The following is a 26165-nucleotide window of genomic DNA, read 5'->3' as shown; positions in this document are numbered from 1 at the left end:
CGATTGATGGAACTGCTGCGGGGAGAAGCGGCCGGGAGCATGGCAAGCACGATCCGGCCATCCCAAACGCGAAAAGACGCGGCAGTGGGAAACTGCTGCCACCCTCCTAGGATAGCTCCATCCCGGACTGCCGGTGAAACACTGGGGCAGATTTGCCAGCATCAATTGTTGCCGGGCTTGCCGATGGCCTGCAGCACGTACTGCGGCAGGGCAAAGGCACCCTGATGAATTTCCGGGTTGTAATAGCGCGCCACGATACCGCTGCCGACGAAGCGCTGACGCAAGATGTCCGGCGGCAGGCGACGCGAGGCGGCGTCGCAGGCCCCCCAGGCGAAGGTCATGGCCCCGCCGATATAGGTCGGCACCGCAGCCTGATAGAAGTGCCAGTCGGCGAACAGTCCGTTCATTCGCTGCGCGGTGGTCTGCACTTCGCCCAGTTGCATGAACGGCGTACCGTTCTGGGTGACCAGGATGCCGCCGTCGTTCAGGCAGCGCCGGCAGGCCTGGTAGAAGTTCTCGGAGAACAGCACCTCGCCCGGCCCGATGGGGTCGGTGGAGTCGGAAATGATGACGTCGAACCTGTCCTCGGTGGTGGCGACGAAGCGCATGCCGTCGTCGATCACCAGGTTCAGGCGAGGGTCTTCGAAGGCTCCTCTGGAGTGTTCGGGCAGGAACTCCTTGCACATCTCCACCACGGTGGCATCGATCTCGACCATGGTGATCCGTTCGACGCTCCGGTGCCGACACACCTCGCGCAGGATACCGCCATCGCCGCCGCCGACGATCAGCACGCGCCGTGCCGCGCCATGGGCGAGAATCGGCACATGGGTGAGCATTTCGTGGTAGATGAACTCATCGGCCTCGGTAGTCTGGATCACTCCGTCCAGGGCCATCACCCGCCCCATGCGGGCATTCTCGAAGATCACCAGATGCTGGTGCCCGGTACGCACTTCATGGAGCAGCCTGTCCATGCGAAAACGCTGGCCGTAGCCTTCGTAGAGAGTTTCCTGATAGTCGCTCATGGCTCGCTTTTCCCCTGAAGCTGGCTGATCTGGCGCGGCTGCCCGATCTTCCGGCCGGGCCCCGTGCGAAGGGGCGCATTCTACGTTGCCAGGGATGACGGTTGAAACCTCGCCGCCCCGGAAACCAGGCCAGGGACGGACCAGCCCGCCGGCAGATCGCGCTCCGCAGCACTTTTCGCCGCGCTGAACGCGGGCCGCAGCCGGCGCCGGCTCAGCGCAGTCCGGCGCTGGAACCGGCACTGCGCGGCCCCATCAGCACCCAGACGATCAGGCCGAGGACCGGCAGGACGGCGATCAGCAATACCCAGAGCACTTTTCGGGTGGTTTCCGTCCGGCTGCGTACGACATGGACGATGGCCCAGATGTCCAGCGCCACGATGATCAGGCTCGAAAGGCCGCGGAGGAGATCCATCGAATACACTCGTCTTCAGAATCGAGTACTCAAGAATGACACAACCGGCCAATGCTTCGGCAACCTTTCAGCAGGCTGCCGGCTCGATCGCCGTAAAGCTGGACACGGTCGGATGGCCGTCCAGCTCCCCTCCCTCGCGCGCCAGGCCACAGGTGCACATGCCCGCCGCGCGGGCGGCGTCGAGCTCCTGCAGCACATCGGAAAGGAACAGGATCTCCGCCGGCGGCCGGCCGATGGCTTCGGCGATGCGCACATAGGACGCCGCTTCGCGCTTGGGCCCGCTGGTGGTGTCGAAGTAGCCGGAAAACAGCGGCGACAGGTCGCCGGCTTCCGAGCAGCCGAAGATCAGGCGCTGCGCCTGGATCGAGCCGGAGGAATACACGTAGAGCTGGTATCCCTCGTGCTTCCAACGCCGCATGGTGGCCACGGCATCCGGATAGACATGCCCCTTGAGTGCGCTGGCACGGTAGCCCTGCTCCCAGACCATGCCCTGCAACGCCTTGAGCGGCGTGGCCTTGCGATCCTCGGCGATCCAACCGAGGAGGATTTCGATGACCCGCTCGATATCGGCGTCCGCTTCGCCGCTCTCGGCACGCACGGCTTCGAGCTGGGTCGCGACCTCCGCCTCGGCGGCGTGCCGGCGGACGAACGCCGGCAGATGCTCACGGGCATAGGGGAAGAGTACGTCGAAGACGAAACTGACCGCGCTGGTGGTGCCTTCGATGTCGGTGAGAATGGCCCGGACCGGCATGATCAGTCTTCCAGTTCGGGAAAGCGATGGGAGATGGGGTCGCCGGTGAACTGGGCGACCCAGCCTTCCGGGTTGTTGAACAGCCGGATGCAGACGAAATGCGGATGCTCGCCCATGTCGAACCAGTGGGGCGTGCCGGCGGGCACCGAAATCAGGTCGTTGCGCTCGCAGAGCACCGCATACACTTCGCCGCCGACATGCAGCGAGAATAACCCGCGTCCGGCGACGAAGAAACGTACCTCGTCTTCGCCATGGGTGTGTTCGTCGAGGAACTTGGCGCGCAATTGGTCCTTCTGCGGATGCCTGTCGTTCAGGCTGACGACATCGACGGAGACATAGCCGCCCTCCGCCCTCAGTCGCTCGATCTGCGCCTGGTAGGCCGCGAGCACCTCGTCCTGGCTGGCGCCGGGAGCGATCGGCGCCTCGGCCTGCCAGCGTTCGAAGCGCACACCGATCTTGGCCAGGGTGGCGGCGATGTCCTCGCCATGGTTGAGGACCTTGTAGGGCTGGACGGGATGGTCGTCGCGATAGACGCTCAGGAAACTCATGGGCAGATCTCCTTGTTCGTGAAATCCGGAAACCGCGGGTCGCTCCGGCGGCCTTCCGGCTCAGCGGCCCTGCAGGGCACGCATTTTCAGTTCGCAGTCGAAGAGAAACTCGAAGGCCTCCACCTGGCGCAGCGCGTCGTTCATGGCGGCGCCCCAGGTATACAGGCCGTGGCCACGGATCAGGTAGCCGACGCAGTCGGGATGCTCGTCCAGCCAAGGCCGCACCCGGCTGGCCAGGCGGGCGATGTCCTGATCGTTGTCGAAGATCGGCACGCAGATCTGGCACTCGTGGGTACCGATGCCGGCGAAGGCCTTCTGCAACTCGTAGTCGGCGAATACCAAAGAATCGCTCAGGATCAGCCGGGAGAGCACGGTGGCGTTCACCGAATGCGTGTGCAGCACCGCACCGATTTCGGTCTTCCAAGTGTACAACTGGGTGTGCAGCAGGGTCTCGGCCGAAGGTTTCTTGCCCGGCTCGAGGCTGTTGCCGGCCATGTCGGTGGCCAGCACGTCGTCCTCGCCGAGCTGGCCCTTGTGCTTGCCGGAAACGGTGAGCAGCGCTTCGCCGGGCGACAGCCGTGCCGAATAGTTGCTGCTGGTCGCCGGCGACCAGCCGCGGCCGTACAGGAAGCGTCCGGCTTCGATGATCTGCCGGGTCAGTTGTGCGCGGGTCGGGCTCATGGCCCCTCCTCTCTCGAACGGGTGGCGATGATGATGGCGGCCGCCAGCGCCGCCAGACTGGCCAGGGCGAAGGTCCGGGCCGGGCCGAGACTCGTCCAGCAATAGCCGGAATACAACGCCCCCAGGGCCCCCCCGACGCCGGACAGGGTCGCATACAGGGCCTGCCCCTGTCCTTGCTGGCGAACGCCGAAACTGCGCTGCACGAAATGGATGGCCGAGGCATGGAAGCAGCCGAAAGTCGCCGCATGCATCATCTGCGCCAGTAGCAGAGCGGGCAGATGATCGGCCAGATTGCCCAGCAGCAGCCAGCGCAGCGCGGCCAGCAGGAAACTGGCCATGAGTAGCCGGCGCAGGGAGAAACGCCGCAACAGCCCGGCCATCGCCAGAAACAGCAGGATTTCCGCCAGCACGCCGAGGGCCCAGAGCTGGCCGATCAGCCCGCGACCGTAACCCAGGGTCTCCAGATGAATGCTGAGGAAGGTGTAGTAAGGACCGTGGCTCAGTTGCATCAACGCCACACAGGCATAGAAAGCCAGCACACCGGGGCGGCGCAGTTGGGACAGGAAACCACCCTGCACCTCCAGGCCGGCCCGCGATTCCGGCTGGGCATTGGGCACCCAGAAGCTGCCGAGGACGATCCCGCCCATGATCAGCACGATCACCCGTGGGAAGACGCCCAGACCGAGCCACTCGAACAGTTGACCGAGCCCGACCACGGCGGCGATGAAACCGATGCTGCCCCACAGGCGCAACTGGCTGTAACGTGCCGACTGCTCGCGCAGATGGGCCAGGGTGATCACCTCGAACTGCGGCAGCACGGCATGCCAGAAGAAGGCGTGCAGGGCCATGACCAGCACCAGCCAGGCATAACTCTTCCCGACGAAGATCAGCGCGAAGGAGCCCAGGGTACAGAGCGCGCCGAGCCGCACGATGGCCAGCCGCCGCCCACTCGCATCGCCCAGCCACCCCCACAGATTCGGCGCCAGGCAGCGCATCAGCATGGGGATCGCCAGCAGTTCGCCGATGCGCGCGGCGGAAAAGCCCAGATGATCGAAATACAGCGGGAAGAACGGTGCCGTCGCACCGAGCAGGGCGAAATAGAAGAAGTAGAAGCCGGAAAGGCGCCAATAGGGCAATGCGGACGACATGGCTTGATCAAAGCGCGAGCCGAACCGGGGTTCCGGACGACATCCAGCAGGATGGCCGTCGGGAATCGAGGAGCCCTGAGCGGCCCGCGCCCAGGCTCACAGTTGCGGCAGCACCGGGGTGAGTACTCGAACCCCGGCATTCTGCGCCCGATGACGCAGCAGATGATCCATCAGCACCAGCGCCATCATGGCCTCGGCGATCGGAGTGGCGCGGATGCCGACACAGGGGTCGTGGCGCCCCTTGGTGACCACCTCCACCGGGTTGCCGTGGATGTCGATGGAACGGCCCGGAGTGGTGATGCTGGGAGTCGGCTTGAGCGCCAGGTGGGCGACGATCGGCTGACCCGAGGAGATTCCACCGAAAATACCGCCGGCATTGTTGGACAGGAAGCCATCCGGGGTGAGTTCGTCGCGGTGCTCGGTGCCGCGCTGGGCGACGCTGGCGAAGCCGGCGCCGATCTCCACGCCCTTGACCGCATTGATGCTCATCAGCGCATGGGCCAGTTCGGCATCCAGACGATCGAAGATCGGCTCGCCGAGCCCCGGCGGCACGCCTTCGGCGATCACGCTGATCCTGGCCCCGACCGAATCCTGATCGCGACGCAACTGGTCCATGTAGGCCTCCAACTCGGGCACCTTGTCCGGATCGGGACAGAAGAAGGCGTTCCGCTCCACCGAGTCCCAATCCTTGAAAGAGATTTCGATCGGACCGAGCTGGCTCATGTAACCGCGCACGGACACACCCTGGGTCGCCAGATACTTCTTGGCGATGGCGCCGGCCGCCACGCGCATGGCGGTCTCGCGCGCCGAACTGCGGCCGCCGCCCCGGTAGTCGCGGATGCCGTACTTGTGATGATAGGTGTAGTCGGCATGGGCCGGGCGGAAGAGGTCCTTGATCGCCGAATAGTCCTTGGATTTCTGGTCGGTATTGCGGATCAGCAGGGCGATCGGGCAGCCGGTGGTCCTGCCCTCGAACACGCCGGAGAGGATCTCCACCGCATCGTCTTCCTGACGCTGGGTGGTGTGGCGGCTGGTGCCCGGCTTGCGCCGGTCGAGGTCGCGCTGCAGGTCGGCGGCCGACAGTTCCAGCCCGGGCGGGCAGCCGTCGACGATGGCAACCAGGGCCGGGCCATGGCTCTCGCCGGCCGTGGTGACAGTGAACAGCTTGCCGTAAGTATTGCCGGACATACAGGGCTCCGCGAACAATCAGCCAGATCGAAGGTGTGCGAGTATACCCAGGGGGCACTGCCAGTTCATCCTCCGCCCTGCGCCAGCCGGCGCGCAGCCATGGCCGTCCACGATGTCGCGAATATTCCTGCTGTTTCTGCTCCTGGTGGCAGGTTTCGTCCATGCCAGGACCGTTCAGCACCAGCCCATCGAGCTGGCGACCCCGAGCGGAGTACTGTATGGATCGCTGCTGCTGCCGCAGGACGCCAACCCGGTGCCCGTGGCCCTGCTGATCGCCGGCTCCGGCCCCACCGACCGCAACGGCAACAATCCGGCCGGCCGCAACGACAGTCTCAAGCGGTTGGCCGAAGCCCTGGCCCGGCGCGGCATCGCCAGCGTGCGCTACGACAAGCGCGGTGTCGCCGCCAGCCTGGCCGCCGCCCCGGACGAGCGGATGCTGAGCGTGGAAGGCTACGTCGCCGATGCGGCCGCCTGGGGCCGCGAGCTGGGTGCCGACCCGCGCTTTTCCCGTCTGGTGCTGATCGGTCACAGCGAAGGCGCGCTGATCGCCAGCCTGGCCGCCGAACAGGCCGGCGCCGACGCGCTGGTCGTCATCGCCGGCAGCGGCCGTCCGATCGACCAGGTACTGCTGGAACAACTCAGCACGCGCCTGCCACCACCCTTGCTGGCCTTCAGCGCGGCGCTGATCGACGAACTCAAGGCGGGACGCACTCACGAGCAGATCCCCGAGCCGCTCGAGGTGCTGTTTCGCCCGAGCGTACAACCCTATCTGATCTCGCTGTTCCGCCAGGATCCGGCAGGGGCCTTCGCCCAGGTGCGCATTCCGGCGCTGATCGTCCAGGGACGCCACGACATCCAGGTCGGGATGAAGGACGCCGAAGCCCTGAAGGCCGCCAAACCCGACGCCGAGCTGCTACCGGTCGACGGCATGAATCATGTGCTGCGTATCGTCCCGGCGGATGTGCAGCACCAGTTGCCCTCCTACAACAATCCGGAGTTGCCGCTGGCCAGCGTCCTGGGACAAGCGATCGGCGACTTCATCCTGCGGGGCGAAACGACTCGGTAGCGTCCAACCGAGCGCATCCGACTCACGGCTCAGGGCCGAAGCCGAATGCAAAACAGATCCCGATACTCCCGGCACTGGGCGGCGTTCAGCAGGAAGACGCCATGCCCGCCCCGGGTGAACTCCAGCCAGGTGAAATCCACTTCCGGGTAGAGTGTCTCAACATGCACCTGGCTGTTCCCCACCTCGACAATCAGTACGCCCCGCTCGGTCAGGTGGTCGGCCGCCTCCGCCAGCATGCGCCGGACCAGATCCAGGCCATCTTCGCCACAGGCCAGCCCCATGGCCGGTTCATGGCGGTATTCTTCCGGCATGTCGGCGAAATCCTCGGCGTCCACATAGGGCGGATTGGAAACGATCAGGTCGAACCGCTGCCCCGGCAGACCGGCGAAGCCATCTCCCTGCACGGTATAGACACGCTCGTCGAGAGCGTGGCGCTCGATGTTCCGATTGGCCACTTCGAGCGCGTCGAAAGACAGATCGGCCAGCACCACCTCTGCCCCGGGAAACTCATGGGCACAAGCGATGCCGATGCAACCGGAGCCGGTACAGAGATCGAGAATCCGCGTCGGCTCGTGTGGCAGCCAGGGAGCGAAACGCTGGCCAATCAGCTCGGCAATCGGCGAGCGCGGCACCAGCACCCGTTCGTCGACCAGGAAAGGCAGCCCGCAGAACCAAGCCTCGCCGAGCAGATAGGCCGCCGGGATACGCTCTTCGATGCGGCGCTGGAGCAAAGCGCCCAGATGCATGCATTCGTCTTCTTCGAGACGGCAGTCCAGATAACCGTCGGCCGTTTCCCAAGGCAGATGCAGGGCGCCGAGTACCAGTTGGCGAGCCTCGTCCCAAGCGTTGTCGGTACCGTGACCGAAATACAGCCCCTCGGCATGGAAACGACTGACCGCCCAACGGATATAATCGCGCGGGGTACGCAGGCGGGTCGGAATGGCTGCCATGTATATCTCCCAACCAAAAGCGGGCATTCTAGCAGGCAGCGGGAATCCCCCGGCTGGAAACAAGCCGCGCCTGTAGGGTAATGCGAGCAATCCGGCTGCTTGACTCCATGGCGAAAGACTGGCACTCCATGGGCCGAATCAGGCTTGTCGCAAAGCATGCGAGGCATCGCACAAGGGTGGAGAGCGGCCAACCCGGAGCCCCGGCGATTGTCGGCTCGATAGGCATCTCCAAGCCCGGCGGTCGCCCCGTCTCATAGACTTAAGGTGATGTTTGTTCACTTCTGAAGACAGGAAGGAGACAATCCGCGCCGTTTTTCCATGGAGGAGCCACCATGCCCCAACCACAAACCGTGATGCAGATCACAGGCCGCAGCTTTACACCGGCCCACCTGAAGAATGCCACCCTGCTCGTCATCGATGCGCAGGAAGAGTACCGCAGTGGCATCCTGCGCTTGCCTGGGCTCGAGTCTGCAATCGTGGAGATCGCCGGCCTGCTGGCCGCCGCTCGCGCCGCAGGCACCCCGGTGGTGCATGTGAAACACCTCGGTATTCCCGGAGGCTTCCTCGATCCGCAGGGTACGCGTGGCCAGCTCATCCCGGAAGTCGCACCGCAGCCGGGAGAAATCGTCGTGGAGAAGCGCCTGCCGAACGCCTTCTCCGGCACCGACCTGCATGACCGGTTGCAGGCGATCGGCCGTCTGGACCTGATCGTCTGCGGCTTCATGACCCACTCCAGCATCAGCAGCACCGTGCGTGCAACCAAGGATTATGGATATCGCTGCACCCTGGTGGATCGCGCCTGTGCTACCCGTGACCTGCCGAGCCCGAATGGAACCCTCAGTGCGGAGCAGGTCCACCGCGTCGAGATCGCCAGCCTCGCCGACAACTTCGCGGCCATAGTGCCCGACGCGCAGGCACTACTCTAACCGAGCCCCGAACACAGCGCGTATATAAAACATTCGATGCTCGGCGACAGACTGTACTACCAGTTGCCGAGCGCCAAGGGCCAAGACCTCGGCGGGAGGAGCCCTCAATGAAGCCGACTGACGAGTCCACCTCATCATCCGCCCACAAGCTGCAGATCAACCGCTGGCGTTTTGGGGCGGGACTTGCAACCTTATCCGCCTCTCTGGGCATATTGCTCGCCATGGCAGGTACCGCCTCCCTGCTTGGCCAAGCTCCGACTCCCGGAGCGGGCCGGGATCTTCCCGAACTCTCCGTCGGCGCCGCCGTACTTCTCCTGATCCTCGGTCTCCTGCTGCTCTGGGCGGGCATTCACGCCTGGCGTGTCTGTCGGCGTGGCCTGCGCGCCATACGGCATTCCGGCAGCGCTTTCACCCCTACTAAAAAGCACGACTGACGCCGGAAGGCATCCATTGGTTAAACTAGGTGCCTCTCATGGAGGTCAGCCCATGTCCGATAACGATTTCGCCCTGTTCCAATCCGCCACTCTCGGCGTCAAACCGCTGCGTCGGGATGATCGCGCCGACACCGGCGTGCGCCAGCGCGACCGGCGACAGATCACCAGCCGCCGCCAGGCAGCCATGCAGCAGGTCGAAACGCAGCAAATCGACGGTCTGTCCGATCAATTCGTCATCGATGTGGCTGCCGAGGACGACCTCCATTGGGCGCGTGATGGCGTCCAGGAGGGCCAGATGCGCAAACTCCGGGCCGGGCAGATCGCCTTCGAGGGCAGTCTGGATCTGCATGGCATGAGTGTGGAGAAAGCCCGCGAAACCCTCTGGGCCTTTCTTGCCGAAGCCATCAGACTGGAAGTGCGCTGCGTGCGCATCACCCATGGCAAGGCTGCCCGACTGGATGGCAAGCGCCCCATGGTCAAGAGTCACGTCAACACCTGGCTGCGTCAGCATCCACAGGTACTCGGCTTTACCTCCTGCCTACCCCGCCATGGCGGCACGGGAGCCGTCTATGTGCTGCTCAAACGCACCATGCTCGAGGGGCGCGACGAATAGCCGAATCACCTTGGCATGCTTGCAACCCTCATTACGCCCCCCTAACCTGCACGCTCGTGTATCTCATCAAAAAGCTCTCGCAGGAATATCCATGTCCCTGGAACAGCAGTACACCGCGATTCTCGCCCAGCTCGGCGAGGACGTTTCCCGTGAAGGTTTGGTCGACACGCCCAAGCGTGCGGCCAAGGCCATGCAGTATCTCTGCCGCGGCTATCAGCAGACCCTTGAGGAGGTCGTCAACGGCGCCCTGTTCAGCTCGGACAACAGCGAAATGGTGATGGTGAAGAACATCGAGCTGTATTCGCTCTGCGAGCATCACATGCTGCCGTTCATTGGCAAGGCGCATGTGGCTTATCTACCCAATGGCAAGGTTCTGGGCCTGTCGAAGGTCGCCCGAATCGTCGACATGTTCGCGCGACGTCTGCAGATCCAGGAGAACCTTACCCGTCAGATCGCCGAGGCAGTGGAACAAGTCACGGGAGCCTCGGGAGTGGGCGTGGTGATCGAAGCGCAACATATGTGCATGATGATGCGTGGCGTGGAAAAGCAGAACTCCACCCTGGTCACTTCGGTAATGCTCGGCCACTTCCGCAGCAATACAGCCACCCGCAGTGAATTTCTCAGTCTGATCAAGTGATACGACGAGCCTGCCCTGACCTGGCAGCACCCAAGGCGTACTCTTGGAAGCAAAGCGCGCCCACGCTGCAGGGTCTCGCGCCTTGGATGTTGTCTTCGGCCGGCCAGACGACTGCCATTCGGGTTACCATGATAGGCCCCGTCATACAATGAGATATACGCATGTCAGCCAATGGCCGAAACGATGTTCGTCTGATCAAAAAGTATCCGAATCGCCGTTTGTATGACACTCGCACCAGCAGCCACATCACGCTTGCCGATATCCGCCAGTTGGTGGTCAGCGAAGAACCCTTTCAAGTAATCGACGCGAAAACCGGGGAAGATCTGACCCGCAACATCCTCTTGCAAATCATCCAGGAGGCCGAAAGCGATGGTGAGCCGATTTTTTCCAGCGAAATGCTCAAAGGGATCATTCGCTTCTACGGCCCCTTCCAGGGCGTACTCACCAGCTATCTGGAAAAAAGCATCCAAAGCGTCATAGAGGTACAGACTCAGGCTGGAGTGCAATCCACTCAGGCCTGGACAGATTTCATGCAGAGCCAGGCCCCCATGATGCAGGACCTGATGCGCCAGTACGTCGAACAATCCAAGAAGCTTTACCTGAATACTCAGAACATGTTCGGCATTTTTTCCGGTTTTACCGGCAAAACAGGCGGAAAGAAAGATGGCGATGAAGGCCAAAGCTGACCTTCATCGCCAAAGGACTCAAGGAAGGTAAAACCATGGCGCAGCGGTCACCAGCTACTGTCAGGCAGTCTTCTTGCCAGCGGCTTGGGCAGTCGCCTGACCTGCGGCGTTGGCGGCCGCTTCGATGCCACTCGCGGTGATTTCGGATGCCTGCTTGGCTGCTCTCTGCGCGCTCTCGTAGACGTTGCCGGCCCCTTCGACGGCAGATTTGAATACGGATACGACCGGCTCGGCGCTAGCCGGAGCGTTCTTGCAGATCTCTTCGACGATTTCCTGAGCCTGCTGAGTGCCGATTTCGATTTGGCGCTCGGTCAGCCTGGTGACTTCTGCCTGAAAACGGGAAATGAGGTCATAAGTCTGGCGGCTGAACTCCACGAGACGCTCAGCCTGCTCGTTGGGCTTGAAGAAAGAAGCCTGCAGCTCCAGGAAGGCCTGCGGGTCACGCACCGATATTATCTTGCGCAAATTTTCGAAATTGTCGTCGGTCGCGGCTCGTATGGTCTTGAACTGCAGCTTGGCAAGCTCTTCGGCACCCTCGAAAAGCTTGCTGCTCAGTTGCTGAACAGCATCCAGGTTGGACTTAGAGGCACTTTCCACTTTTTCCAGATCAAAAAAAGACATGACGGTATCTCCTGCATAGTGACGGCCGGACTGGCCTGGCAACGCCGCTGCTGACGGCTTCTTGGATTCAACGGACGATTTCATTGTTGCACTGCAAAATTTTTTGTGCAAGTATTTTCTTGCACCGCAAAAATCACCCAAGAGGAAATTTGATGGAACTTCAAGGCTTCGGGCTGGATTAGGCCGTACACATCGGACTCCTCCTGCTGCCGGAGCACCAGGAATCAGTTGAGTAGCCCTAACAAAGGTTTTTTGCATCGCAGCATGCAGGGAACTACAAGCGACGAGCCCTGCACACCACGGATACCAGCCAACCCGCTCCAGGCTTGCTGGTTTTACGCTTTTTCCTACGGGCCGATCATCCGTATGCGACAACGGCATGCCCCTTCCGGGAGTCGGCTCGGAAAAAACTTCTATGAGCCCGGTATTGCCCCGGAGTCATACCGAACCAACGCGAACAGGCACGGAAAAAACTGCTGTGCTCGTGAAACCCCAGCAGGTAGGCGACCTCCTGCAGGCTGAAATGTGAATGGCACAGATACAGATGAGCCTGCTCACGACGAGTTTCATTCAGCAAATCCTTGTATTGGGTACCCTCCTTCTTCAGACAACGCTGCAAGGTGCGTTTGCTCACGCAAAGTGTTCCCGCTATCTCTTCTATGGTTGGCTCGCCGTCGCTCAGCCGCTCCATGATCAACTGCTGGACTCGCCAAGTACTCAATTGGGAGTTCTGCTCATGCAGTCGCTGCTCGGCAAAACGCTCGTGCATGCTTGCCAAGGCCGCATCGGCGGTGCTCAAAGGAGAGTCCAGTTGGGTCGCATCGAAAAAAATGGAAAAATGAGAAGAATTGAATCGGATAGGACAGTTCAGGATGCGAGCATATTCTTCCGTATCAATCGGCTCCGCATGCACGAACTCGATACACAAAGGCGTGAACCGTGCGTTCCCGCATAACCAACGCAGGTAGGCAATCAACGCCGCCATACCGACATCGTAGAACTGCCGTGGTATGGCCTTGCTACCGCCATGGCGGCGGCCACACAGACGATAGGTGCGCCCCTCCCGATGCAGGGAAAAATCGACGCCATTATCGATCAATGAGCAATAACGGACAAAATGCTGAAGAGCACTTTTGAGATCGGGGCTCGACATCATCGCATAGCCCACGACATCGTAAATCCCGGGCTTGACCAGCCCATAGGCCTTGAGCCCTATATCCGGATTGCCGCTCTGCACCACGGCTCGACTCAGGATCCTCGAAAGATTCTTGACACGACATCCTTCTATATCATTGAAAATATTAGGGTTTAAGCCCAACTCCTTAAGTAGACTTTCAATTTCCAAACCCTCTGCCCTAAGCGTCTCCTCGACGAGCCGTGCATAATTCACACTGACTGTAAACATATTCCTTTTCGCGCTCTCTTCCATGGGCCAAGAAACCAAACGCATGTGGAAAAACCAATGCATCGAGCATTCTAGCTCCTACGGCAAATCCCGCCTCGCCAAGCGACCGGGCCCATGCCGCGTACATCACATGCCAGAAAGTCGATATCAAAACACAGGATTCTGGCGCCAGGACGACCATTCATCGCTCTCGGCATTCTCCATCCATCATCAATTCGGCTCGTGCCCTTCAGAAGTCGCGCCAAGTGGATGTCCCCTTCCACACATCTGCGGCAATAGCTACAGCTACGCCCCATCACCGCCATATCAGCCCGATAGCAAAAAGCCACTGGAAAACCTTGCAAAGGGTGTCACCAATCGCCAGTACGATGTCACCAACGGGCACTATCCTTAAAGCGTGACCCAATCGAGAATGAGCCTCGCGAGTCACGACACAAACGACGCTGCGCAGCTACACGCCATTCAGCAGTCGTGGGCAGCCAGGGTCTCCGACAAAAAAGGAAGGGAAATCTATGAGCAATCAACGAATTGCATTCGTCACGGGCGGCATGGGCGGAATCGGGACAGCAATCAGCCGGCGCCTCTACAAGGAAAACTTCACCGTGATCGTCGGGTGCACTCCGCAATCCAAACGCAAAGATGGATGGCTCGCGGCCCAGCGCGATAGCGGCTTCACTTTTGAAGTCTGCGAACACGACGTAACCGATTGGGAGAGCACTCAGCGTGCCTTCGCCGAGTTGCGCGAACGTGTGGGGACCATTGACGTATTGGTGAACAATGCCGGTATCACCCGGGATGCCAGCTTTCGCAAGCTCACTCCGGAAAACTGGCAAGCAGTGATCAACACCAACCTCAATGGCTTGTTCAATACCACCAAGCAAGTCATCGAAGACATGCTCGGCAAGGGCTGGGGCCGCGTTATCAATATTTCGTCGATCAACGGGCAGCGTGGCCAGTTCGGTCAGACCAACTACTCTGCCGCCAAAGCGGGCATCCACGGCTTCACCATGGCCCTGGCTCGCGAAGTGGCCAGCAAGGGCATAACCGTCAACACCATCTCTCCCGGCTACATCCTCACCGAAATGACCGGCGCCATGCGGCCGGAAGTTCTCGAGCAGATCACTGCCGGCATTCCGGTCGGCCGCCTCGGCCAGCCCGAGGAAATCGCCAGCACGGTCGCCTGGTTGGCCTCCGAGGAAGCGGCCTATGCCACCGGCGCCGACTTTTCCATCAACGGCGGTCTGAACATGCAATGACGGCATTCGGAAAGCTGCTAGGCTTTCCGGTCAAGCCCCCATTCATATGAGGTAATTCCTTCATGAAAGAGGTTGTAATCGTCGCTGCAACCCGGACTGCAGTAGGTAGCTTCCAAGGGTCCTTGGCAAGTATTCCTGCCGCAGAACTGGGCGCCGCCGTGATTCGTCGGCTGCTCGAACAAACCAAGCTGGATGGGGCCCAAGTCGATGAAGTGATTCTGGGTCAGGTACTCACTGCTGGCGTAGGCCAGAACCCGGCTCGCCAGGCCGTGATCAAGGCGGGTTTGCCCCATACCGTTCCCGCCATGACCTTGAACAAGGTCTGCGGCTCCGGCCTCAAGGCTCTGCACTTGGCCACTCAAGCCATTCGCTGTGGAGACGCCGATGTGATCATCGCGGGCGGCCAGGAGAACATGAGCCTTTCGCCCTATGTTCTTCCGGGCGCGCGCACCGGTCTGCGCATGGGACATGCCAACCTGATCGACAGCATGATCCAAGACGGCCTATGGGATGTCTTCAACAACTACCACATGGGTATCACCGCAGAGAACCTGGTCGAGAAATTCGGTATTTCCCGAGAAGAACAGGATACCTTTGCCGCTGCCTCACAGCAGAAGGCTGTGGCCGCCATCGAGGCTGGTCATTTCCGCAGTCAGATCACGCCGATATCAATCCCGCAGCGCAAGGGGGATCCGATCATCTTCGACACCGATGAACAACCACGTGCCGAGACCACCCTCGAAGCGCTGAGCAAACTCAAGCCAGCCTTCAAGAAAGACGGAAGCGTCACCGCCGGTAATGCTTCCAGCATCAACGACGGTGCTGCCGCGGTACTGCTGATGAGTGCGGAAAAGGCTCGTTCGCTCGGCTTGCCAGCCCTGGCACGAATCAAAGCCTATGCCAATGCGGCTGTAGACCCGGCCATCATGGGCATCGGTCCGGTTTCGGCTACCCGTCGCTGTCTGGAAAAAGCTGGCTGGAATCTGGACGAGTTGGATTTGATCGAGGCCAATGAGGCCTTCGCAGCTCAATCCCTGAGTGTGAGCAAAGAACTGGGATGGGATGCCAGCAAAGTCAATGTAAATGGCGGCGCTATTGCGATTGGCCACCCGATCGGAGCCTCCGGTTGTCGCATTCTGGTCACTCTGGTGCATGAAATGATCAGGCGCGACGCCAAAAAAGGCTTGGCAACTCTCTGCATCGGTGGTGGACAAGGCGTAGCCCTCGCAGTGGAGCGTTGAATCCTGACAAATTGAACCTGCTCGACCAGTGACACGATACGGATGAGTCCTCAGGAATCATCCGTATACGTGTGTGCCCACCAGACATCCTGAATCGACGATTCGCTTCAAGAGAGCAAATAGCTATGCAGCGAGCGCCCGGACTGAGGCAGCCAAAGTCTTCATCAGGATGTCAGTCCGCCATCAATGACGGATCAGGACCTTCCAGTCCGTGATGAATTTGTATGTTTTTCAGGAAAAATGTCATGGATCAAGCCCCCTCTTTCACAAGTTTCTGGTCAGCTCAGACGCCCTTCGTAGCCAATTTTGCTCTGCAGCAACTGCGCCTCTGGGTGAATACTTCACCTTGGTTCGTCGATACGGATAATGCAAAATGGTTCGATATTCCAGCAGAACGCTTGCACCAGATACAGAGCGATTACCAGCGCGAGTGGTACCAACTTGGCTTGCAGCTTCTTTCGAGGAAACCATTCAGTTTCACGGATAAGCGATTCGCAAGCGATAACTGGAGCTCTCCCCTGTTCGGCTCGCTGGCTGCATATTATCTACTCAACTCCAGATATATGATGGAGTTGCTCGAAGAATTGAAAATAGAGGATGAAAAACCTCGCCAGCGTCTCTACTACCTAGTGGAACAGGCTATTGCTGCCAGTGCACCAAGCAACTTTTTTGCCAGCAACCCCGACGCTTTGGAAGCCTTGGTAAAAAGCAACGGCGTCAGCCTATTCAACGGCATGTTGCATTTAGCGAGTGATTTGAAGGAAGGTAAACTACGCCAATGCGATAGTGGTGACTTCCAGGTTGGACGTGACGTAGCCACGACACCAGGCGACATTGTATTCGAAAATGAACTGTTCCAGCTCATCCAGTATCGGCCACTCAGTGAAAAGCAGTATCAGCGCCCGCTGCTCATCGTTCCCCCCTCGATCAACAAATATTATATTCTCGACTTACGTCCCGAAAACTCACTGGTTCGCTATGCCCTTGAACAAGGCCACCAAGTATTTCTGGTCTCCTGGCGCAATTTCGACGCAAGCTGCGCTGGTAAAACTTGGGACAATTTCATTCAGGACGCCGCGATCAAGGCCATCAAGGTTACCCGAGCCATCAGTGGCGGACAGCCGCTCAACTGTGTCGGCTTCTGCATTGGCGGAACCCTGTTGAGCACCGCTCTTGCTGTACTTGAAGCTCAAGGCAGCAAGGACCATATCAGTAGCCTGACCTTGCTGGCTACCTTCCTCGATTACTCCGATACAGGAGTTATCAACGTTTTCGTCGACGAACAGTTCGTCACTCAGCGAGAACGAACCATTGGCGGCAAAGGAGGTCCCGTTGGCCTGTTCCGTGGCCAAGACATGGGCAACACGTTCTCTCTGCTACGCCCGAATGAATTGTGGTGGAACTACACTGTGGACAAATATCTCAAGGGACAAAAACCACGGACCTTGGATATGTTGTTCTGGAATAATGACAGTACCAATCTTCCTGGCCCCATGTACTGTTGGTATCTACGGCATACTTATCTACAAAATGACCTTAAATCAGGTGACTTGGAGTGCTGTGGAGTCAGGCTGGATCTGAGCAAGATCAAGGCCCCCACCTACTTGCTAGGCACTCAAGATGACCATATCGTCCCTTGGCGCAGCGCCTATAACACCAGCAACCTGCTTTCCGGCAAGATTCGTTTCGTTCTTGGCGCTTCGGGTCATATCGCAGGAGTCATCAACCCACCAGCACAGAACAAACGGCACTACTGGACCAATGAACAGACACCAGCCGATCCGGATATCTGGATGGAGACTGCCGAGAAAAAGCCGGGCAGTTGGTGGAACGATTGGTTCGCCTGGCTTGTTCAGCACGCTGGCGAGCAGGGCCCGGCAGTCAAACAGAGCGGTAATCGCGAGTATCAGGTCATAGAGGCAGCACCAGGCCGTTACGTGAAAGGCTGATCCATCAATCTCAGACCATCGTGAAGTCTGAGAAACCATCAGCGCCACTAATCAGTGCGAGCACTAGAGGCTGTTAAAGTTAAAATGCCCATATCTCTGAAGATATGGGCATTCTTGATTTCCCTATTTAAAAGCTAAAGCACTCCAGCAGCCCTACCAAGCGATGTCAGAAACGCTCGATGTCAGCTACCGACTGAAGCTGGCGCCGATAGGCTGCAAAATCCTGTTGGCCATTACGTGAGGCCAAAAAGCGTCGATACATGCCTTTCTCCTCTTCGGACAAAGCATCCGAAGGATCGCTGACTCCAGTCAGGCGAATCAGTGCATAATCACCGTTCGGTAGCTCAACTCCGGCAAAGGAGGGCTTATCTGTGCCAGCAGGCTTCGGCATGTGGAATGCCGACTGCAGGATGGCAGGATCAACACCTTCTTGATCACGTGCCGCAGCTTCCACCACATGCCAACCCTCCCCCTGTTGAGCTTGATCAATCGGTGTGTGTCCCTGCCGAAGCTCACCGAGGAGAGCCTCTCCTCTGACTCTGACCTCTTCGGCAGCATGCTTCTTCAGCAACTGCTCTCGAATTTTGCCAGCTACCTGATCAAAGGGAATTTGCTCGGGCTTCTTATGTTCTTTCACCCTCAGAACAACGACTGTATCGGGATCCAACTCGATAGCACTACTATTATTGCCTTGCTCAAGCACTTCGGGACTGAATGCAATCTGAACGACCTGCCGGTTCGCTGTTAAGCCTTCACCGCCTTCACGACCAAAAGGAGGAGTGACTTTAATCTGAAGCCCAAGCTCCTGGGCCGGCTGAGCAAGATCCGATGCCTCGAAGGCTGCATTCTCCAAGTCACGCGAAGCCTCAACAAAAGCCTGCTCGACTTGCTCTGCCTTGAGTTCATGGACCAATTTTTCCTTCAGGGTATCGAAGCTGGGAATCTCGGGCGCTTGCACATCGAGCAGCTTGATCAAGTGCCAGCCGAACTCGCTGCGAACCGGAGAACTGACCTCTCCCTCCTTCAAGGAATAAAGCACCTTCTCAAAAGCCGGATCATAGACATCAGGCCCTGCATAGCCTAGATCACCCCCTTTGTCTGCCGAGCCCGGATCCTGAGAGAACTCCTTGGCCAGAGCGGCAAAATCTTCCCCCTTGTCGATACGCGCCTTGAGCTCCTCCAGCTTGGCCTTAGCCTGCTCCTCACTCAGCTTGTCGTTCACTTCGAGGAGAATATGTGCAGCCTGTCGCTGTTCAGCAAGATTGGCAATTTCTCGCTGATAAAGTGCCTGTAGATCCTCGTCCCTGATTTCTACCTGGTCGAAGAAGGCATCCCGCTTCAGCTCGATATATTCCACTACGAGCTGCTCGGAAGTCATATAGCTACTGGCATGTTCCTCGTAGTAGGCCTGCACCACCTCGTCCCCGACCGTCACCTGGGCAGGGTCAGCGGATAATGTCAAGGTGTAAAAATCTCGAGTCTGCCGCTCCAAGCGAACAAAGTCGCCGATCTCGCGATCAGTCGCAAAGCCACTACCAGCCAAACCGGCGCGCAACTGACCGATGAGCATTTCCTGCTCCAACATCTGTCGAAACTGCGGACGACTGTAGCCCATCTGCGCAATGACTTGATCGAACCTATTGGCGTCGAATCTGCCATCGACCTGAAATTCAGGAGTCTGCAGAATCAGCTGATCCAGAGCATTTTGGGAAAAAGCAAAATCTGCCGCTTCCGCTCCCTGCAGCAGCAACTTGCGCTCTATCAGGCCGCTGAGCGCTGCATTGCGTAGCAACCCCTCGTTCAATTGAGAAGCATCGAAGTCCTTGCCAAGCTGCTGGAGCAGTTGCCGACGCTGCGTCTCCACTTCCCTGTTCAGCTCGGCCAGTCCGATTTTCGCGCCATTGACCTCTGCCGCATTCTGGCTGTTGCTCGTGCTAGTGAGAATGGCGTCGAAGCCGGTCAAGGCCAACAGTACGATGATAACCCCAATGATGATCTTGGCAATCCACCCTTGTGAATTGTCCCTGATGTTCTGCAGCATGCATCCCCCAGAAATGACCGACGAAAAGCCATTTAGCACTGGTAGAGTCTGAATATGAAAAAGGCGCATCTTTTTGGATGCGCCTCCTCGTAACTGGTGGAGAGAGCGAACTCCGACCCCATAATTTCCGACGTGACAAGTCGGTATGCTAATCGGCCGAACCCTTGCTCCGTGACCAGAGACTAGGCAATCCCCACTAACGTCCCCTATGCTCGCAAGACGCTCAGTTGACCGCGTCCTTCAAGGCCTTGCCAGCCTTGAAGCCAGGGATTTTGGCTGCCTCGATGTTGATCGGCTTGCCAGTCTGCGGATTGCGACCAGTACGAGCAGCACGCTCCTTGACAGCAAAAGTACCAAAGCCAACCAGCACCACGGAATCGCCAGCCTTCAGGGCGCCAGTGACAGACTCAATCACTGCGTCCAGCGCCCGGCCGGCAACAGCTTTCGGGATATCAGCGGATGCGGCAATCGCATCAATCAATTCCGACTTGTTCACTCTAGGTCCCCTTATTTCATTTGGGTTATTTCTTGATCCTGGTGCAGGCAAAGCGGGTGCTGGATGGTTTGCCGACACGAAAAGAGTGGCTTTATATCAAGCGCTTCAAAAAGATGTCAAGGAAAGCCCTAGCGGCTAGTGCGTACTGATTCTCTCCTTGGGATCAGTTTCGCGCTTCTCATCCTTTGCGACCATCTCCGGGGCCGTATCAGGCAAGGGCTCTGGGGCGTATTGCAGCGCAATCTGCAGGACCTCGTCAATCCATTTGACCGGTTTGATCTGCAAGTCCTGCTTAATGTTCTCTGGGATATCTTTTAAATCCCGGACGTTCTCTTCAGGAATGATAACGATCTTGATACCTCCCCGATGAGCCGCCAGAAGTTTTTCCTTTAATCCACCAATGGCCAGTACTTGACCACGCAGCGTTATTTCCCCGGTCATTGCCACATCAGCCCTCACGGGAATTTGTGTCAACGCGGAAACCAAGGCAGTACACATCCCCACTCCCGCACTGGGACCATCCTTGGGCGTCGCCCCTTCCGGCATGTGGATATGGATATCCCGCTTCTCGTGGAAATCCAGCGGAATCCCGAGACTTTTCGCCCGGCTTCGCACTACGGTCAATGCCGCCGTAATGGATTCGACCATGACATCACCAAGCGATCCGGTTTTGATCAGTTGCCCTTTGCCCGGTACGACAGCCGCTTCGATGGTCAACAACTCACCCCCGACCTGGGTCCAAGCCAGTCCCGTGACTTGACCGATCTGATCCTGCTGCTCAGCCAACCCATAACGATATTTGCGGACGCCCAGAAAATGCTCCAGCGAGTCGGCCGTTACCGTAACCTTGAAATGTTTTTCCTTGGCATTTTCCTTGACCACTTTGCGACAGACCTTGGCGATTTGCCGCTCGAGGCTACGAACTCCCGCCTCACGGGTATAGTAGCGGACCATGTCGCGGATTGCTGCCTCCTCGAACTCCAGTTCCCCTTTTTTCAAGCCATTGGCCTGGGTTTGCTTGGGAGCCAAATATTTGACGACGATATTGACTTTCTCGTCTTCGGTATATCCAGGAAGCCGGATCACCTCCATACGATCCAAGAGCGGCGCCGGAATGTTCATGGAGTTGGCGGTGCAGACGAACATCACATCCGAGAGGTCATAGTCAACCTCCAGGTAATGATCGTTGAAGTTGTGGTTCTGCTCCGGATCCAGCACCTCCAGCAGCGCAGAAGCAGGATCTCCCCGCATGTCGCTGCCCATCTTGTCGATTTCATCGAGGAGAAACAGTGGATTGCGAACCCCCACCTTGGTCATTTTCTGGATCAGCCGGCCAGGCATCGAGCCAATATAGGTACGGCGATGACCGCGGATTTCGGCTTCATCGCGGACACCGCCCAGCGCCATGCGCACAAATTTGCGATTGGTAGCCCGCGCAATGGACTCGGCCAGGGAAGTCTTGCCAACGCCTGGAGGCCCGACCAAGCAGAGCACAGGCCCCTTGAGCTTCTTCACACGTTTCTGCACGGCAAGATATTCGAGGATGCGTTCCTTAACCTCCTCCAAACCATAATGATCCGTATCGAGAATGGTCTCGGCCTTGGACAGATCCAGACGAACCTTGCTCTCGGCTTTCCAGGGCACATTGACCAGCCAGTCGATATAGGAACGGACGACAGTAGCTTCCGCCGACATCGGAGACATCTGCTTCAGCTTATTCAACTCGGCCTGGGCTTTGGCCAGCGCCTCCTTCGTCAAACCGGCAGTCTCGATGCGCTGCTTCAAGTCATCGATTTCATTGTGACCTTCATCGATATCGCCGAGCTCCTTCTGAATGGCTTTCATTTGCTCGTTCAGATAGTACTCGCGCTGACTGCGCTCCATCTGCTTCTTCACTCGCCCCCGGATACGCTTCTCGACCTGCAGCAGATCGATTTCAGCATCCAGAAGCGCCAGAACGTGCTCGACACGGGCCGAAAGATCGGCGATCTCCAAGATTTCCTGCTTCTGCTCAAGCTTGAGAGCCATGTGTGCAGCCATGGTGTCGACCAGCCGCCCCGGCTCATCGATGCTATTCAATGACGACAGGACTTCGGCAGGCACTTTCTTGCCAAGCTGGACATACTGCTCGAACTGACTGAGCAGGCTACGAATGAAGACCTCGCCCTCTCGCTCGGTGATCGAAGCCTCCTCGACCAAGGACAACTGCGCCCGACTGTGCCCCTCGGCATCGATGAAGCGCTCAATGATCCCTCGCTGCTCTCCTTCGACCAGAACCTTGACGGTACCGTCGGGAAGCTTCAGCAGCTGCAGGACCGTTGCAACGGTACCGACTCGATAGAGAGATGCCTCTCCCGGATCGTCATCTGCCGGGTTCTTCTGGGCCAGCAAGAGGATCTGCTTGTCTCCGCTCATAGCAGACTCAAGGGCTTCGATGGACTTTTCGCGCCCCACGAACAGCGGGATTACCATGTGCGGATATACGACAACATCACGCAGCGGCAGAAGAGGTAATTCGATCATATTCATGATTTAGGCTCTACGTGGGCTCAGGACCGGAGAGTGACGAACGCACCCTGATTTCTAAGATGAGGGTAGCCCTAGGAAAAAACAAGCACCGCGGTGGAAATGCAAAGGGGCCCGCAGGCCCCTTCCGGATCAAGCATCAGGTGCGGCCTTGGCAGGCGGCTCCACGTTTTCATAGATCAGTAGGGGCTTGGAAGCACCAGCGATGACACTCTCATCGATAACCACCTTGCTGACACCAGATTGCGAGGGAATCTCATACATGGTATCCAGCAGAACACCCTCGAGAATGGAGCGCAATCCACGCGCCCCGGTCTTTCGCTCAAGTGCGCGCAAGGCCACGGCTCGCAATGCATCGGGACGGAATTCAAGCTCCACCCCTTCCATCTCGAACAGCTTGCCGTACTGCTTGGTCAAGGCATTCTTGGGCTCCGTGAGGATCTGCACCAAGGCCGCCTCATCCAACTCGTCAAGCGTGGCGATGACGGGTAAACGCCCTACGAACTCCGGTATCAGACCGAACTTGACCAGATCATCCGGCTCCACATCGCGTAGAGCCTCGCCGATTTTCTTGCCAACATCCGGGCTTCGTACCTCGGCATTGAAGCCGATCCCCCCCTTCGTCGAGCGGTTCTGGATCACCTTTTCCAAACCGGAAAAGGCGCCGCCACAAATAAAGAGAATGTTGCGAGTATCCACCTGCAGGAACTCCTGCTGCGGATGCTTGCGCCCACCCTGCGGCGGAACGGAAGCTACCGTTCCCTCGATCAGCTTGAGCAGAGCTTGCTGGACGCCCTCGCCCGATACATCCCGCGTAATCGACGGATTATCGGATTTGCGCGAAATCTTGTCGATTTCGTCAATGTAGACGATACCCATCTGGGCTTTCTCGACATCATAGTCGCATTTCTGCAATAGCTTCTGAATGATGTTCTCGACATCCTCGCCAACATAACCTGCCTCGGTCAGAGTAGTCGCGTCGGCGATGGTAAAAGGAACATTCAATAGACGGGCCAAGGTTTCAGCCAGCAAAGTCTTGCCCGAGCCAGTTGGGCCGATCAACAGGATATTGCTCTTGCCCAGCTCGACATCATCCTTCTTGTCACGCTGGTTCAGGCGCTTGTAGTGGTTGTACACCGCCACAGCCAAGACCTTCTTGGCACGCTCCTGACCAATGACATACTGGTCAAGAATGGTACTGATTTCCTTGGGTGCGGGTAGCTTATGCGCACTGCTTTCGGCCTGAGCTTCTTGCACTTCCTCTCGGATAATGTCGTTGCACAGGTCGACGCACTCGTCACAAATAAAGACCGAGGGGCCGGCAATCAGCTTGCGTACCTCATGCTGGCTCTTGCCGCAGAAGGAGCAGTAAAGCAGTTTGCCATTGTCCTCGCCGTTACGGGTGTCAGTCATTCGATCAATCCAATCCGGTAGGCTTGCAACACAAGATGAAGGCAAATGCGGGCATTTTCAAGCCCGAGGGCGGCCTCAATTTGAGACCGCCCCGAGGTGAGATCAACTCACCAGTTGGCGGTGCACGAGAACCTGATCGATGAGGCGATACTTGACCGCTTCCTCACCACTCATGAAATTGTCACGATCCGTGTCACGAGCGATCACATCGATGGGCTGCCCAGTGTGATGCGCCAGAATCTTGTTCAGACGCTCGCGAATGGTGAGAATCTCCCGGGCGTGGATCTCGATGTCCGAAGCCTGCCCCTGGAACCCCCCCAAAGGCTGGTGAATCATCATCCGCGAATGCGGGAGGCAGTAACGCTTTCCGGCGGCGCCACCGGCCAGCAACAAGGCTCCCATGCTGCAGGCCTGGCCAATACAAATGGTGGAAACGTCAGGCTTGATGAACTGCATGGTGTCGTAGATGGACATGCCTGCCGTCACGGAGCCACCAGGCGAATTGATGTAAAGGTGAATATCCTTGTCGGGATTCTCGGCCTCAAGGAACAACAACTGAGCGACAATCAAGTTCGCCATGTAGTCTTCTACTTGGCCAACCATGAATATTACTCGCTCCTTCAAGAGACGCGAATAAATATCGTAAGCACGCTCACCGCGAGCGGACTGTTCGATCACCATCGGTACCAGGCCACCAGCGGCCTGGATTTCAGGCATTTGCATGAAATGATTAGTCATGTCCTGATCGCTCCCTAATGGTCAGGTCTTGAAATGCAAATAAGCCAGCACGAAGGCTGGCTTATAGGTGTACTCGCACGAGGGAAGAATCAGGCAGCTTGCGGAGCTTCCGCCGGCTTGACAGCTTCTTCGTAAGAGACCGCTTTGTCGGTTACATTGGCCTTCTGGAGAACAGTATCTACAACTTGCTCCTCCAGCACAACCGAACGGACTTCACTGAGCTGCTGCTCATTGCCGTAGTACCAGGCAACGACCTGCTCCGGCTCTTGATAAGCAGAGGCGATTTCCTCGATCAGAGTCTTCACTTTCGACTCATCCGGCTTCAGATCGAATTGCTTGACCATCTCGGCGACAATCAACCCCAGCGTGACACGACGCTTGGCCTGATCCTGGAACAGATCCGCAGGCAACTGTTCCGGCTTGATGTTGCCACCGAATTGCTGCACAGCCTGAACACGCAGACGATTCACTTCGTTTTCGATCAAGGCCTTGGGCACTTCGACCGGATTGGCGGCCAGAAGACCATCCATCACCTGGGTCTTGACCTTGGACTTGATGGCTTGGCGAAGCTCACGCTCCATGTTCTTGCCGACCTCGGCGCGGAAGGCTTCCAGACTCGACTCGTTGATCCCAAACAGGGAGAAGAAGTCGGCATTCAGTTCCGGCAGCTCAGCCTCGGATACCGAGTTGACGGTTACGGCGAATTCGGCGGCCTTGCCTGCGAGATCCAGATTCTGGTAGTCCGCCGGGAAGGTGAGAGACAGGACACGCTCCTCGCCAGCTTTCGCACCAACCAGACCCGCCTCGAACCCTTCGATCATCCGCCCGGAGCCCAATACCAGCAATGTGCCCTTGGCAGACCCACCGGCGAAGGCTTCACCGTCGACCTTGCCGACGAAATCGATATTCAGCTGATCGCCATCCCGCGCCTCACGCTCGACCTGCTTGTAGTGGGTATTCTGCTTGCGCAGAATCTCCAGCATGTTGTCGACATCGGACTCGGCGACCTCCGCCTGCAGACGTTCGACAGCGATACTCTCCAGGCCGGTAATCTCGAATTCGGGATAAACCTCGAAAGTGGCAACGTATTCCAGATCCTTGCCCTTCTCGAAAACCTTCGGCTCGACGGAAGGAGCACCGGCCGGCTTCAGCTTCTGCTCGACCACAGCCTCATAGAAGCTGGCCTGAATCAGTTCACCCAGGGCCTCCTGACGAGCCGACTCCTCGTAGCGCTGGCGAATCACGCTCATCGGTACCTTGCCCGGACGAAAGCCAGGAATTTTGGCACGACGCGCCGTCTGCTGCAGACGCTTGTTGACTTCGGTCTCGATGCGCTCGGCCGGCACGCCGATCGTCAAGCGGCGCTCAAGAGCGGAGGTGCTTTCAACAGAAACTTGCATGGATATTCCTCGTTGCA

The 26165-nt window shown here is 58.4% G+C and carries 25 protein-coding genes; 9 read left to right on the top strand and 16 right to left on the bottom strand.

The features are described 5' to 3' along the window. Nucleotides 1-161 precede the first annotated feature (161 nt). The 7 genes from speE to aroC form a co-directional block, all read right to left on the bottom strand. Entirely contained in the window at nucleotides 162-1022 is an 861-nt protein-coding gene (gene speE / locus AVCA_RS10860; RefSeq protein ID WP_012700967.1) for a polyamine aminopropyltransferase, read from the bottom strand. Nucleotides 1023-1233: 211 nt separating this feature from the next. Continuing rightward, on the bottom strand, nucleotides 1234-1434 hold the full coding sequence (locus AVCA_RS10855; RefSeq protein WP_012700966.1) for a PLDc N-terminal domain-containing protein: 201 nt from the start codon (nucleotides 1432-1434) through the stop codon (nucleotides 1234-1236). A 67-nt stretch (nucleotides 1435-1501) separates the two neighbouring features. After that, entirely contained in the window at nucleotides 1502-2185 is a 684-nt protein-coding gene (gene mtnC, locus AVCA_RS10850) for an acireductone synthase (RefSeq protein ID WP_012700965.1), read from the bottom strand. 2 nt (nucleotides 2186-2187) lie between these two features. After that, on the bottom strand, nucleotides 2188-2733 hold the full coding sequence (locus AVCA_RS10845; protein WP_012700964.1) for a 1,2-dihydroxy-3-keto-5-methylthiopentene dioxygenase: 546 nt from the start codon (nucleotides 2731-2733) through the stop codon (nucleotides 2188-2190). 60 nt (nucleotides 2734-2793) lie between these two features. Next, nucleotides 2794-3414 (bottom strand): methylthioribulose 1-phosphate dehydratase, encoded by a 621-nt coding sequence (locus tag AVCA_RS10840; protein ID WP_012700963.1) that lies wholly within the window; start codon nucleotides 3412-3414, stop codon nucleotides 2794-2796. Next, complete coding sequence (locus AVCA_RS10835; RefSeq protein ID WP_072432541.1) at nucleotides 3411-4562, bottom strand: MFS transporter; 1152 nt, start codon at nucleotides 4560-4562, stop codon at nucleotides 3411-3413. Before AVCA_RS10835 ends, AVCA_RS10840 begins: the two co-directional genes overlap by 4 nt. Before the next feature lie 96 nt (nucleotides 4563-4658). Next, nucleotides 4659-5750: a chorismate synthase gene (aroC, locus tag AVCA_RS10830; RefSeq protein ID WP_041807175.1), complete on the bottom strand. Its 1092-nt coding sequence runs from the start codon at nucleotides 5748-5750 to the stop codon at nucleotides 4659-4661. Between the two features lie 112 nt (nucleotides 5751-5862). On the opposite strand from aroC, the gene AVCA_RS10825 reads away from it, so the two are divergent. After that, nucleotides 5863-6816: an alpha/beta hydrolase gene (locus tag AVCA_RS10825; protein WP_012700960.1), complete on the top strand. Its 954-nt coding sequence runs from the start codon at nucleotides 5863-5865 to the stop codon at nucleotides 6814-6816. 29 nt (nucleotides 6817-6845) lie between these two features. On the opposite strand, the gene prmB is transcribed toward AVCA_RS10825, so the two are convergent. Beyond that, nucleotides 6846-7766 carry a 50S ribosomal protein L3 N(5)-glutamine methyltransferase gene (gene prmB / locus AVCA_RS10820; protein ID WP_012700959.1) on the bottom strand — a complete coding sequence of 307 codons (921 nt, stop codon included), beginning with the start codon at nucleotides 7764-7766 and terminating at the stop codon, nucleotides 6846-6848. Nucleotides 7767-8098: 332 nt separating this feature from the next. Between prmB and AVCA_RS10815 the strand changes: the two genes are divergently transcribed. The 5 genes from AVCA_RS10815 to phaR all read left to right on the top strand — a co-directional run bounded on the left by AVCA_RS10815 (nucleotide 8099) and on the right by phaR (nucleotide 11062). Then, the gene (locus AVCA_RS10815) at nucleotides 8099-8692 is read left to right on the top strand and encodes a cysteine hydrolase family protein (RefSeq protein WP_012700958.1); all 594 of its coding nucleotides are present in this window, start codon (nucleotides 8099-8101) and stop codon (nucleotides 8690-8692) included. A 107-nt stretch (nucleotides 8693-8799) separates the two neighbouring features. Further along, nucleotides 8800-9126 carry a hypothetical protein gene (locus AVCA_RS24810; RefSeq protein ID WP_072432542.1) on the top strand — a complete coding sequence of 109 codons (327 nt, stop codon included), beginning with the start codon at nucleotides 8800-8802 and terminating at the stop codon, nucleotides 9124-9126. Between the two features lie 52 nt (nucleotides 9127-9178). Continuing rightward, the gene (locus AVCA_RS10805; protein ID WP_012700956.1) at nucleotides 9179-9739 is read left to right on the top strand and encodes a Smr/MutS family protein; all 561 of its coding nucleotides are present in this window, start codon (nucleotides 9179-9181) and stop codon (nucleotides 9737-9739) included. A 91-nt stretch (nucleotides 9740-9830) separates the two neighbouring features. After that, nucleotides 9831-10376: a GTP cyclohydrolase I FolE gene (gene folE, locus AVCA_RS10800; RefSeq protein WP_012700955.1), complete on the top strand. Its 546-nt coding sequence runs from the start codon at nucleotides 9831-9833 to the stop codon at nucleotides 10374-10376. A gap of 161 nt (nucleotides 10377-10537) precedes the next feature. Beyond that, entirely contained in the window at nucleotides 10538-11062 is a 525-nt protein-coding gene (phaR, locus tag AVCA_RS10795; RefSeq protein ID WP_012700954.1) for a polyhydroxyalkanoate synthesis repressor PhaR, read from the top strand. 60 nt (nucleotides 11063-11122) lie between these two features. Here the strand turns inward: phaR and AVCA_RS10790 are convergent, their stop codons facing one another. Together AVCA_RS10790 and AVCA_RS10785 are read right to left on the bottom strand one after the other, a co-directional pair. Continuing rightward, complete coding sequence (locus AVCA_RS10790) at nucleotides 11123-11683, bottom strand: phasin family protein (protein WP_012700953.1); 561 nt, start codon at nucleotides 11681-11683, stop codon at nucleotides 11123-11125. A 358-nt stretch (nucleotides 11684-12041) separates the two neighbouring features. Next, the gene (locus AVCA_RS10785; protein ID WP_231876181.1) at nucleotides 12042-13151 is read right to left on the bottom strand and encodes an AraC family transcriptional regulator; all 1110 of its coding nucleotides are present in this window, start codon (nucleotides 13149-13151) and stop codon (nucleotides 12042-12044) included. A gap of 449 nt (nucleotides 13152-13600) precedes the next feature. Here AVCA_RS10785 and phbB point away from each other — a divergent pair, with 449 nt between their 5' ends. The 3 genes from phbB (at nucleotide 13601) to phaC (ending at nucleotide 17534) form a co-directional block, all read left to right on the top strand. Continuing rightward, nucleotides 13601-14344, top strand: a complete 744-nt coding sequence (gene phbB, locus AVCA_RS10780) for an acetoacetyl-CoA reductase (protein ID WP_012700951.1) — start codon at nucleotides 13601-13603, stop codon at nucleotides 14342-14344. 62 nt (nucleotides 14345-14406) lie between these two features. Next, the gene (locus AVCA_RS10775) at nucleotides 14407-15585 is read left to right on the top strand and encodes an acetyl-CoA C-acetyltransferase (protein WP_012700950.1); all 1179 of its coding nucleotides are present in this window, start codon (nucleotides 14407-14409) and stop codon (nucleotides 15583-15585) included. 245 nt (nucleotides 15586-15830) lie between these two features. Continuing rightward, on the top strand, nucleotides 15831-17534 hold the full coding sequence (phaC, locus tag AVCA_RS10770; RefSeq protein WP_012700949.1) for a class I poly(R)-hydroxyalkanoic acid synthase: 1704 nt from the start codon (nucleotides 15831-15833) through the stop codon (nucleotides 17532-17534). A gap of 166 nt (nucleotides 17535-17700) precedes the next feature. Here the strand turns inward: phaC and AVCA_RS10765 are convergent, their stop codons facing one another. The 6 genes from AVCA_RS10765 to tig form a co-directional block, all read right to left on the bottom strand. Beyond that, complete coding sequence (locus tag AVCA_RS10765) at nucleotides 17701-19575, bottom strand: SurA N-terminal domain-containing protein (protein WP_012700948.1); 1875 nt, start codon at nucleotides 19573-19575, stop codon at nucleotides 17701-17703. 223 nt (nucleotides 19576-19798) lie between these two features. Continuing rightward, entirely contained in the window at nucleotides 19799-20071 is a 273-nt protein-coding gene (hupB, locus tag AVCA_RS10760; protein WP_012700946.1) for a nucleoid-associated protein HU-beta, read from the bottom strand. A gap of 135 nt (nucleotides 20072-20206) precedes the next feature. Then, complete coding sequence (lon, locus tag AVCA_RS10755; RefSeq protein ID WP_012700945.1) at nucleotides 20207-22600, bottom strand: endopeptidase La; 2394 nt, start codon at nucleotides 22598-22600, stop codon at nucleotides 20207-20209. 129 nt (nucleotides 22601-22729) lie between these two features. Further along, nucleotides 22730-24010, bottom strand: a complete 1281-nt coding sequence (gene clpX, locus AVCA_RS10750) for an ATP-dependent Clp protease ATP-binding subunit ClpX (protein WP_012700944.1) — start codon at nucleotides 24008-24010, stop codon at nucleotides 22730-22732. Between the two features lie 102 nt (nucleotides 24011-24112). Beyond that, complete coding sequence (clpP, locus tag AVCA_RS10745; protein WP_041807539.1) at nucleotides 24113-24733, bottom strand: ATP-dependent Clp endopeptidase proteolytic subunit ClpP; 621 nt, start codon at nucleotides 24731-24733, stop codon at nucleotides 24113-24115. A gap of 104 nt (nucleotides 24734-24837) precedes the next feature. Next, nucleotides 24838-26148 carry a trigger factor gene (gene tig, locus AVCA_RS10740; protein ID WP_012700941.1) on the bottom strand — a complete coding sequence of 437 codons (1311 nt, stop codon included), beginning with the start codon at nucleotides 26146-26148 and terminating at the stop codon, nucleotides 24838-24840. Nucleotides 26149-26165 lie beyond the last annotated feature (17 nt).

Origin of the sequence: Azotobacter vinelandii CA (genome assembly GCF_000380335.1) — a bacterium.
In the GTDB taxonomy this organism is placed as follows: domain Bacteria; phylum Pseudomonadota; class Gammaproteobacteria; order Pseudomonadales; family Pseudomonadaceae; genus Azotobacter; species Azotobacter vinelandii.
Note: the sequence above shows the minus strand (reverse complement) of the source record. Positions and strands in the feature narration are given on the sequence as shown.

What these genes read in the sequence shown, in the direction of transcription:
- AVCA_RS10785 (WP_231876181.1), bottom strand. Translation starts at nt 13,151, where the DNA reads ATGCATTGGTTTTTCCACATGCGTTTGGTTTCTTGGCCCATGGAAGAG.
- aroC (WP_041807175.1), bottom strand. Translation starts at nt 5,750, where the DNA reads ATGTCCGGCAATACTTACGGCAAGCTGTTCACTGTCACCACGGCCGGC.
- AVCA_RS24810 (WP_072432542.1), top strand. Translation starts at nt 8,800, where the DNA reads ATGAAGCCGACTGACGAGTCCACCTCATCATCCGCCCACAAGCTGCAG.
- prmB (WP_012700959.1), bottom strand. Translation starts at nt 7,766, where the DNA reads ATGGCAGCCATTCCGACCCGCCTGCGTACCCCGCGCGATTATATCCGT.
- AVCA_RS10835 (WP_072432541.1), bottom strand. Translation starts at nt 4,562, where the DNA reads ATGTCGTCCGCATTGCCCTATTGGCGCCTTTCCGGCTTCTACTTCTTC.
- AVCA_RS10775 (WP_012700950.1), top strand. Translation starts at nt 14,407, where the DNA reads ATGAAAGAGGTTGTAATCGTCGCTGCAACCCGGACTGCAGTAGGTAGC.
- AVCA_RS10825 (WP_012700960.1), top strand. Translation starts at nt 5,863, where the DNA reads ATGTCGCGAATATTCCTGCTGTTTCTGCTCCTGGTGGCAGGTTTCGTC.
- lon (WP_012700945.1), bottom strand. Translation starts at nt 22,600, where the DNA reads ATGAATATGATCGAATTACCTCTTCTGCCGCTGCGTGATGTTGTCGTA.
- phaC (WP_012700949.1), top strand. Translation starts at nt 15,831, where the DNA reads ATGGATCAAGCCCCCTCTTTCACAAGTTTCTGGTCAGCTCAGACGCCC.
- AVCA_RS10845 (WP_012700964.1), bottom strand. Translation starts at nt 2,733, where the DNA reads ATGAGTTTCCTGAGCGTCTATCGCGACGACCATCCCGTCCAGCCCTAC.
- AVCA_RS10855 (WP_012700966.1), bottom strand. Translation starts at nt 1,434, where the DNA reads ATGGATCTCCTCCGCGGCCTTTCGAGCCTGATCATCGTGGCGCTGGAC.
- AVCA_RS10815 (WP_012700958.1), top strand. Translation starts at nt 8,099, where the DNA reads ATGCCCCAACCACAAACCGTGATGCAGATCACAGGCCGCAGCTTTACA.
- phaR (WP_012700954.1), top strand. Translation starts at nt 10,538, where the DNA reads ATGTCAGCCAATGGCCGAAACGATGTTCGTCTGATCAAAAAGTATCCG.
- tig (WP_012700941.1), bottom strand. Translation starts at nt 26,148, where the DNA reads ATGCAAGTTTCTGTTGAAAGCACCTCCGCTCTTGAGCGCCGCTTGACG.
- AVCA_RS10790 (WP_012700953.1), bottom strand. Translation starts at nt 11,683, where the DNA reads ATGTCTTTTTTTGATCTGGAAAAAGTGGAAAGTGCCTCTAAGTCCAAC.
- clpX (WP_012700944.1), bottom strand. Translation starts at nt 24,010, where the DNA reads ATGACTGACACCCGTAACGGCGAGGACAATGGCAAACTGCTTTACTGC.
- speE (WP_012700967.1), bottom strand. Translation starts at nt 1,022, where the DNA reads ATGAGCGACTATCAGGAAACTCTCTACGAAGGCTACGGCCAGCGTTTT.
- clpP (WP_041807539.1), bottom strand. Translation starts at nt 24,733, where the DNA reads ATGCAAATGCCTGAAATCCAGGCCGCTGGTGGCCTGGTACCGATGGTG.
- AVCA_RS10765 (WP_012700948.1), bottom strand. Translation starts at nt 19,575, where the DNA reads ATGCTGCAGAACATCAGGGACAATTCACAAGGGTGGATTGCCAAGATC.
- phbB (WP_012700951.1), top strand. Translation starts at nt 13,601, where the DNA reads ATGAGCAATCAACGAATTGCATTCGTCACGGGCGGCATGGGCGGAATC.
- mtnC (WP_012700965.1), bottom strand. Translation starts at nt 2,185, where the DNA reads ATGCCGGTCCGGGCCATTCTCACCGACATCGAAGGCACCACCAGCGCG.
- folE (WP_012700955.1), top strand. Translation starts at nt 9,831, where the DNA reads ATGTCCCTGGAACAGCAGTACACCGCGATTCTCGCCCAGCTCGGCGAG.
- AVCA_RS10840 (WP_012700963.1), bottom strand. Translation starts at nt 3,414, where the DNA reads ATGAGCCCGACCCGCGCACAACTGACCCGGCAGATCATCGAAGCCGGA.
- AVCA_RS10805 (WP_012700956.1), top strand. Translation starts at nt 9,179, where the DNA reads ATGTCCGATAACGATTTCGCCCTGTTCCAATCCGCCACTCTCGGCGTC.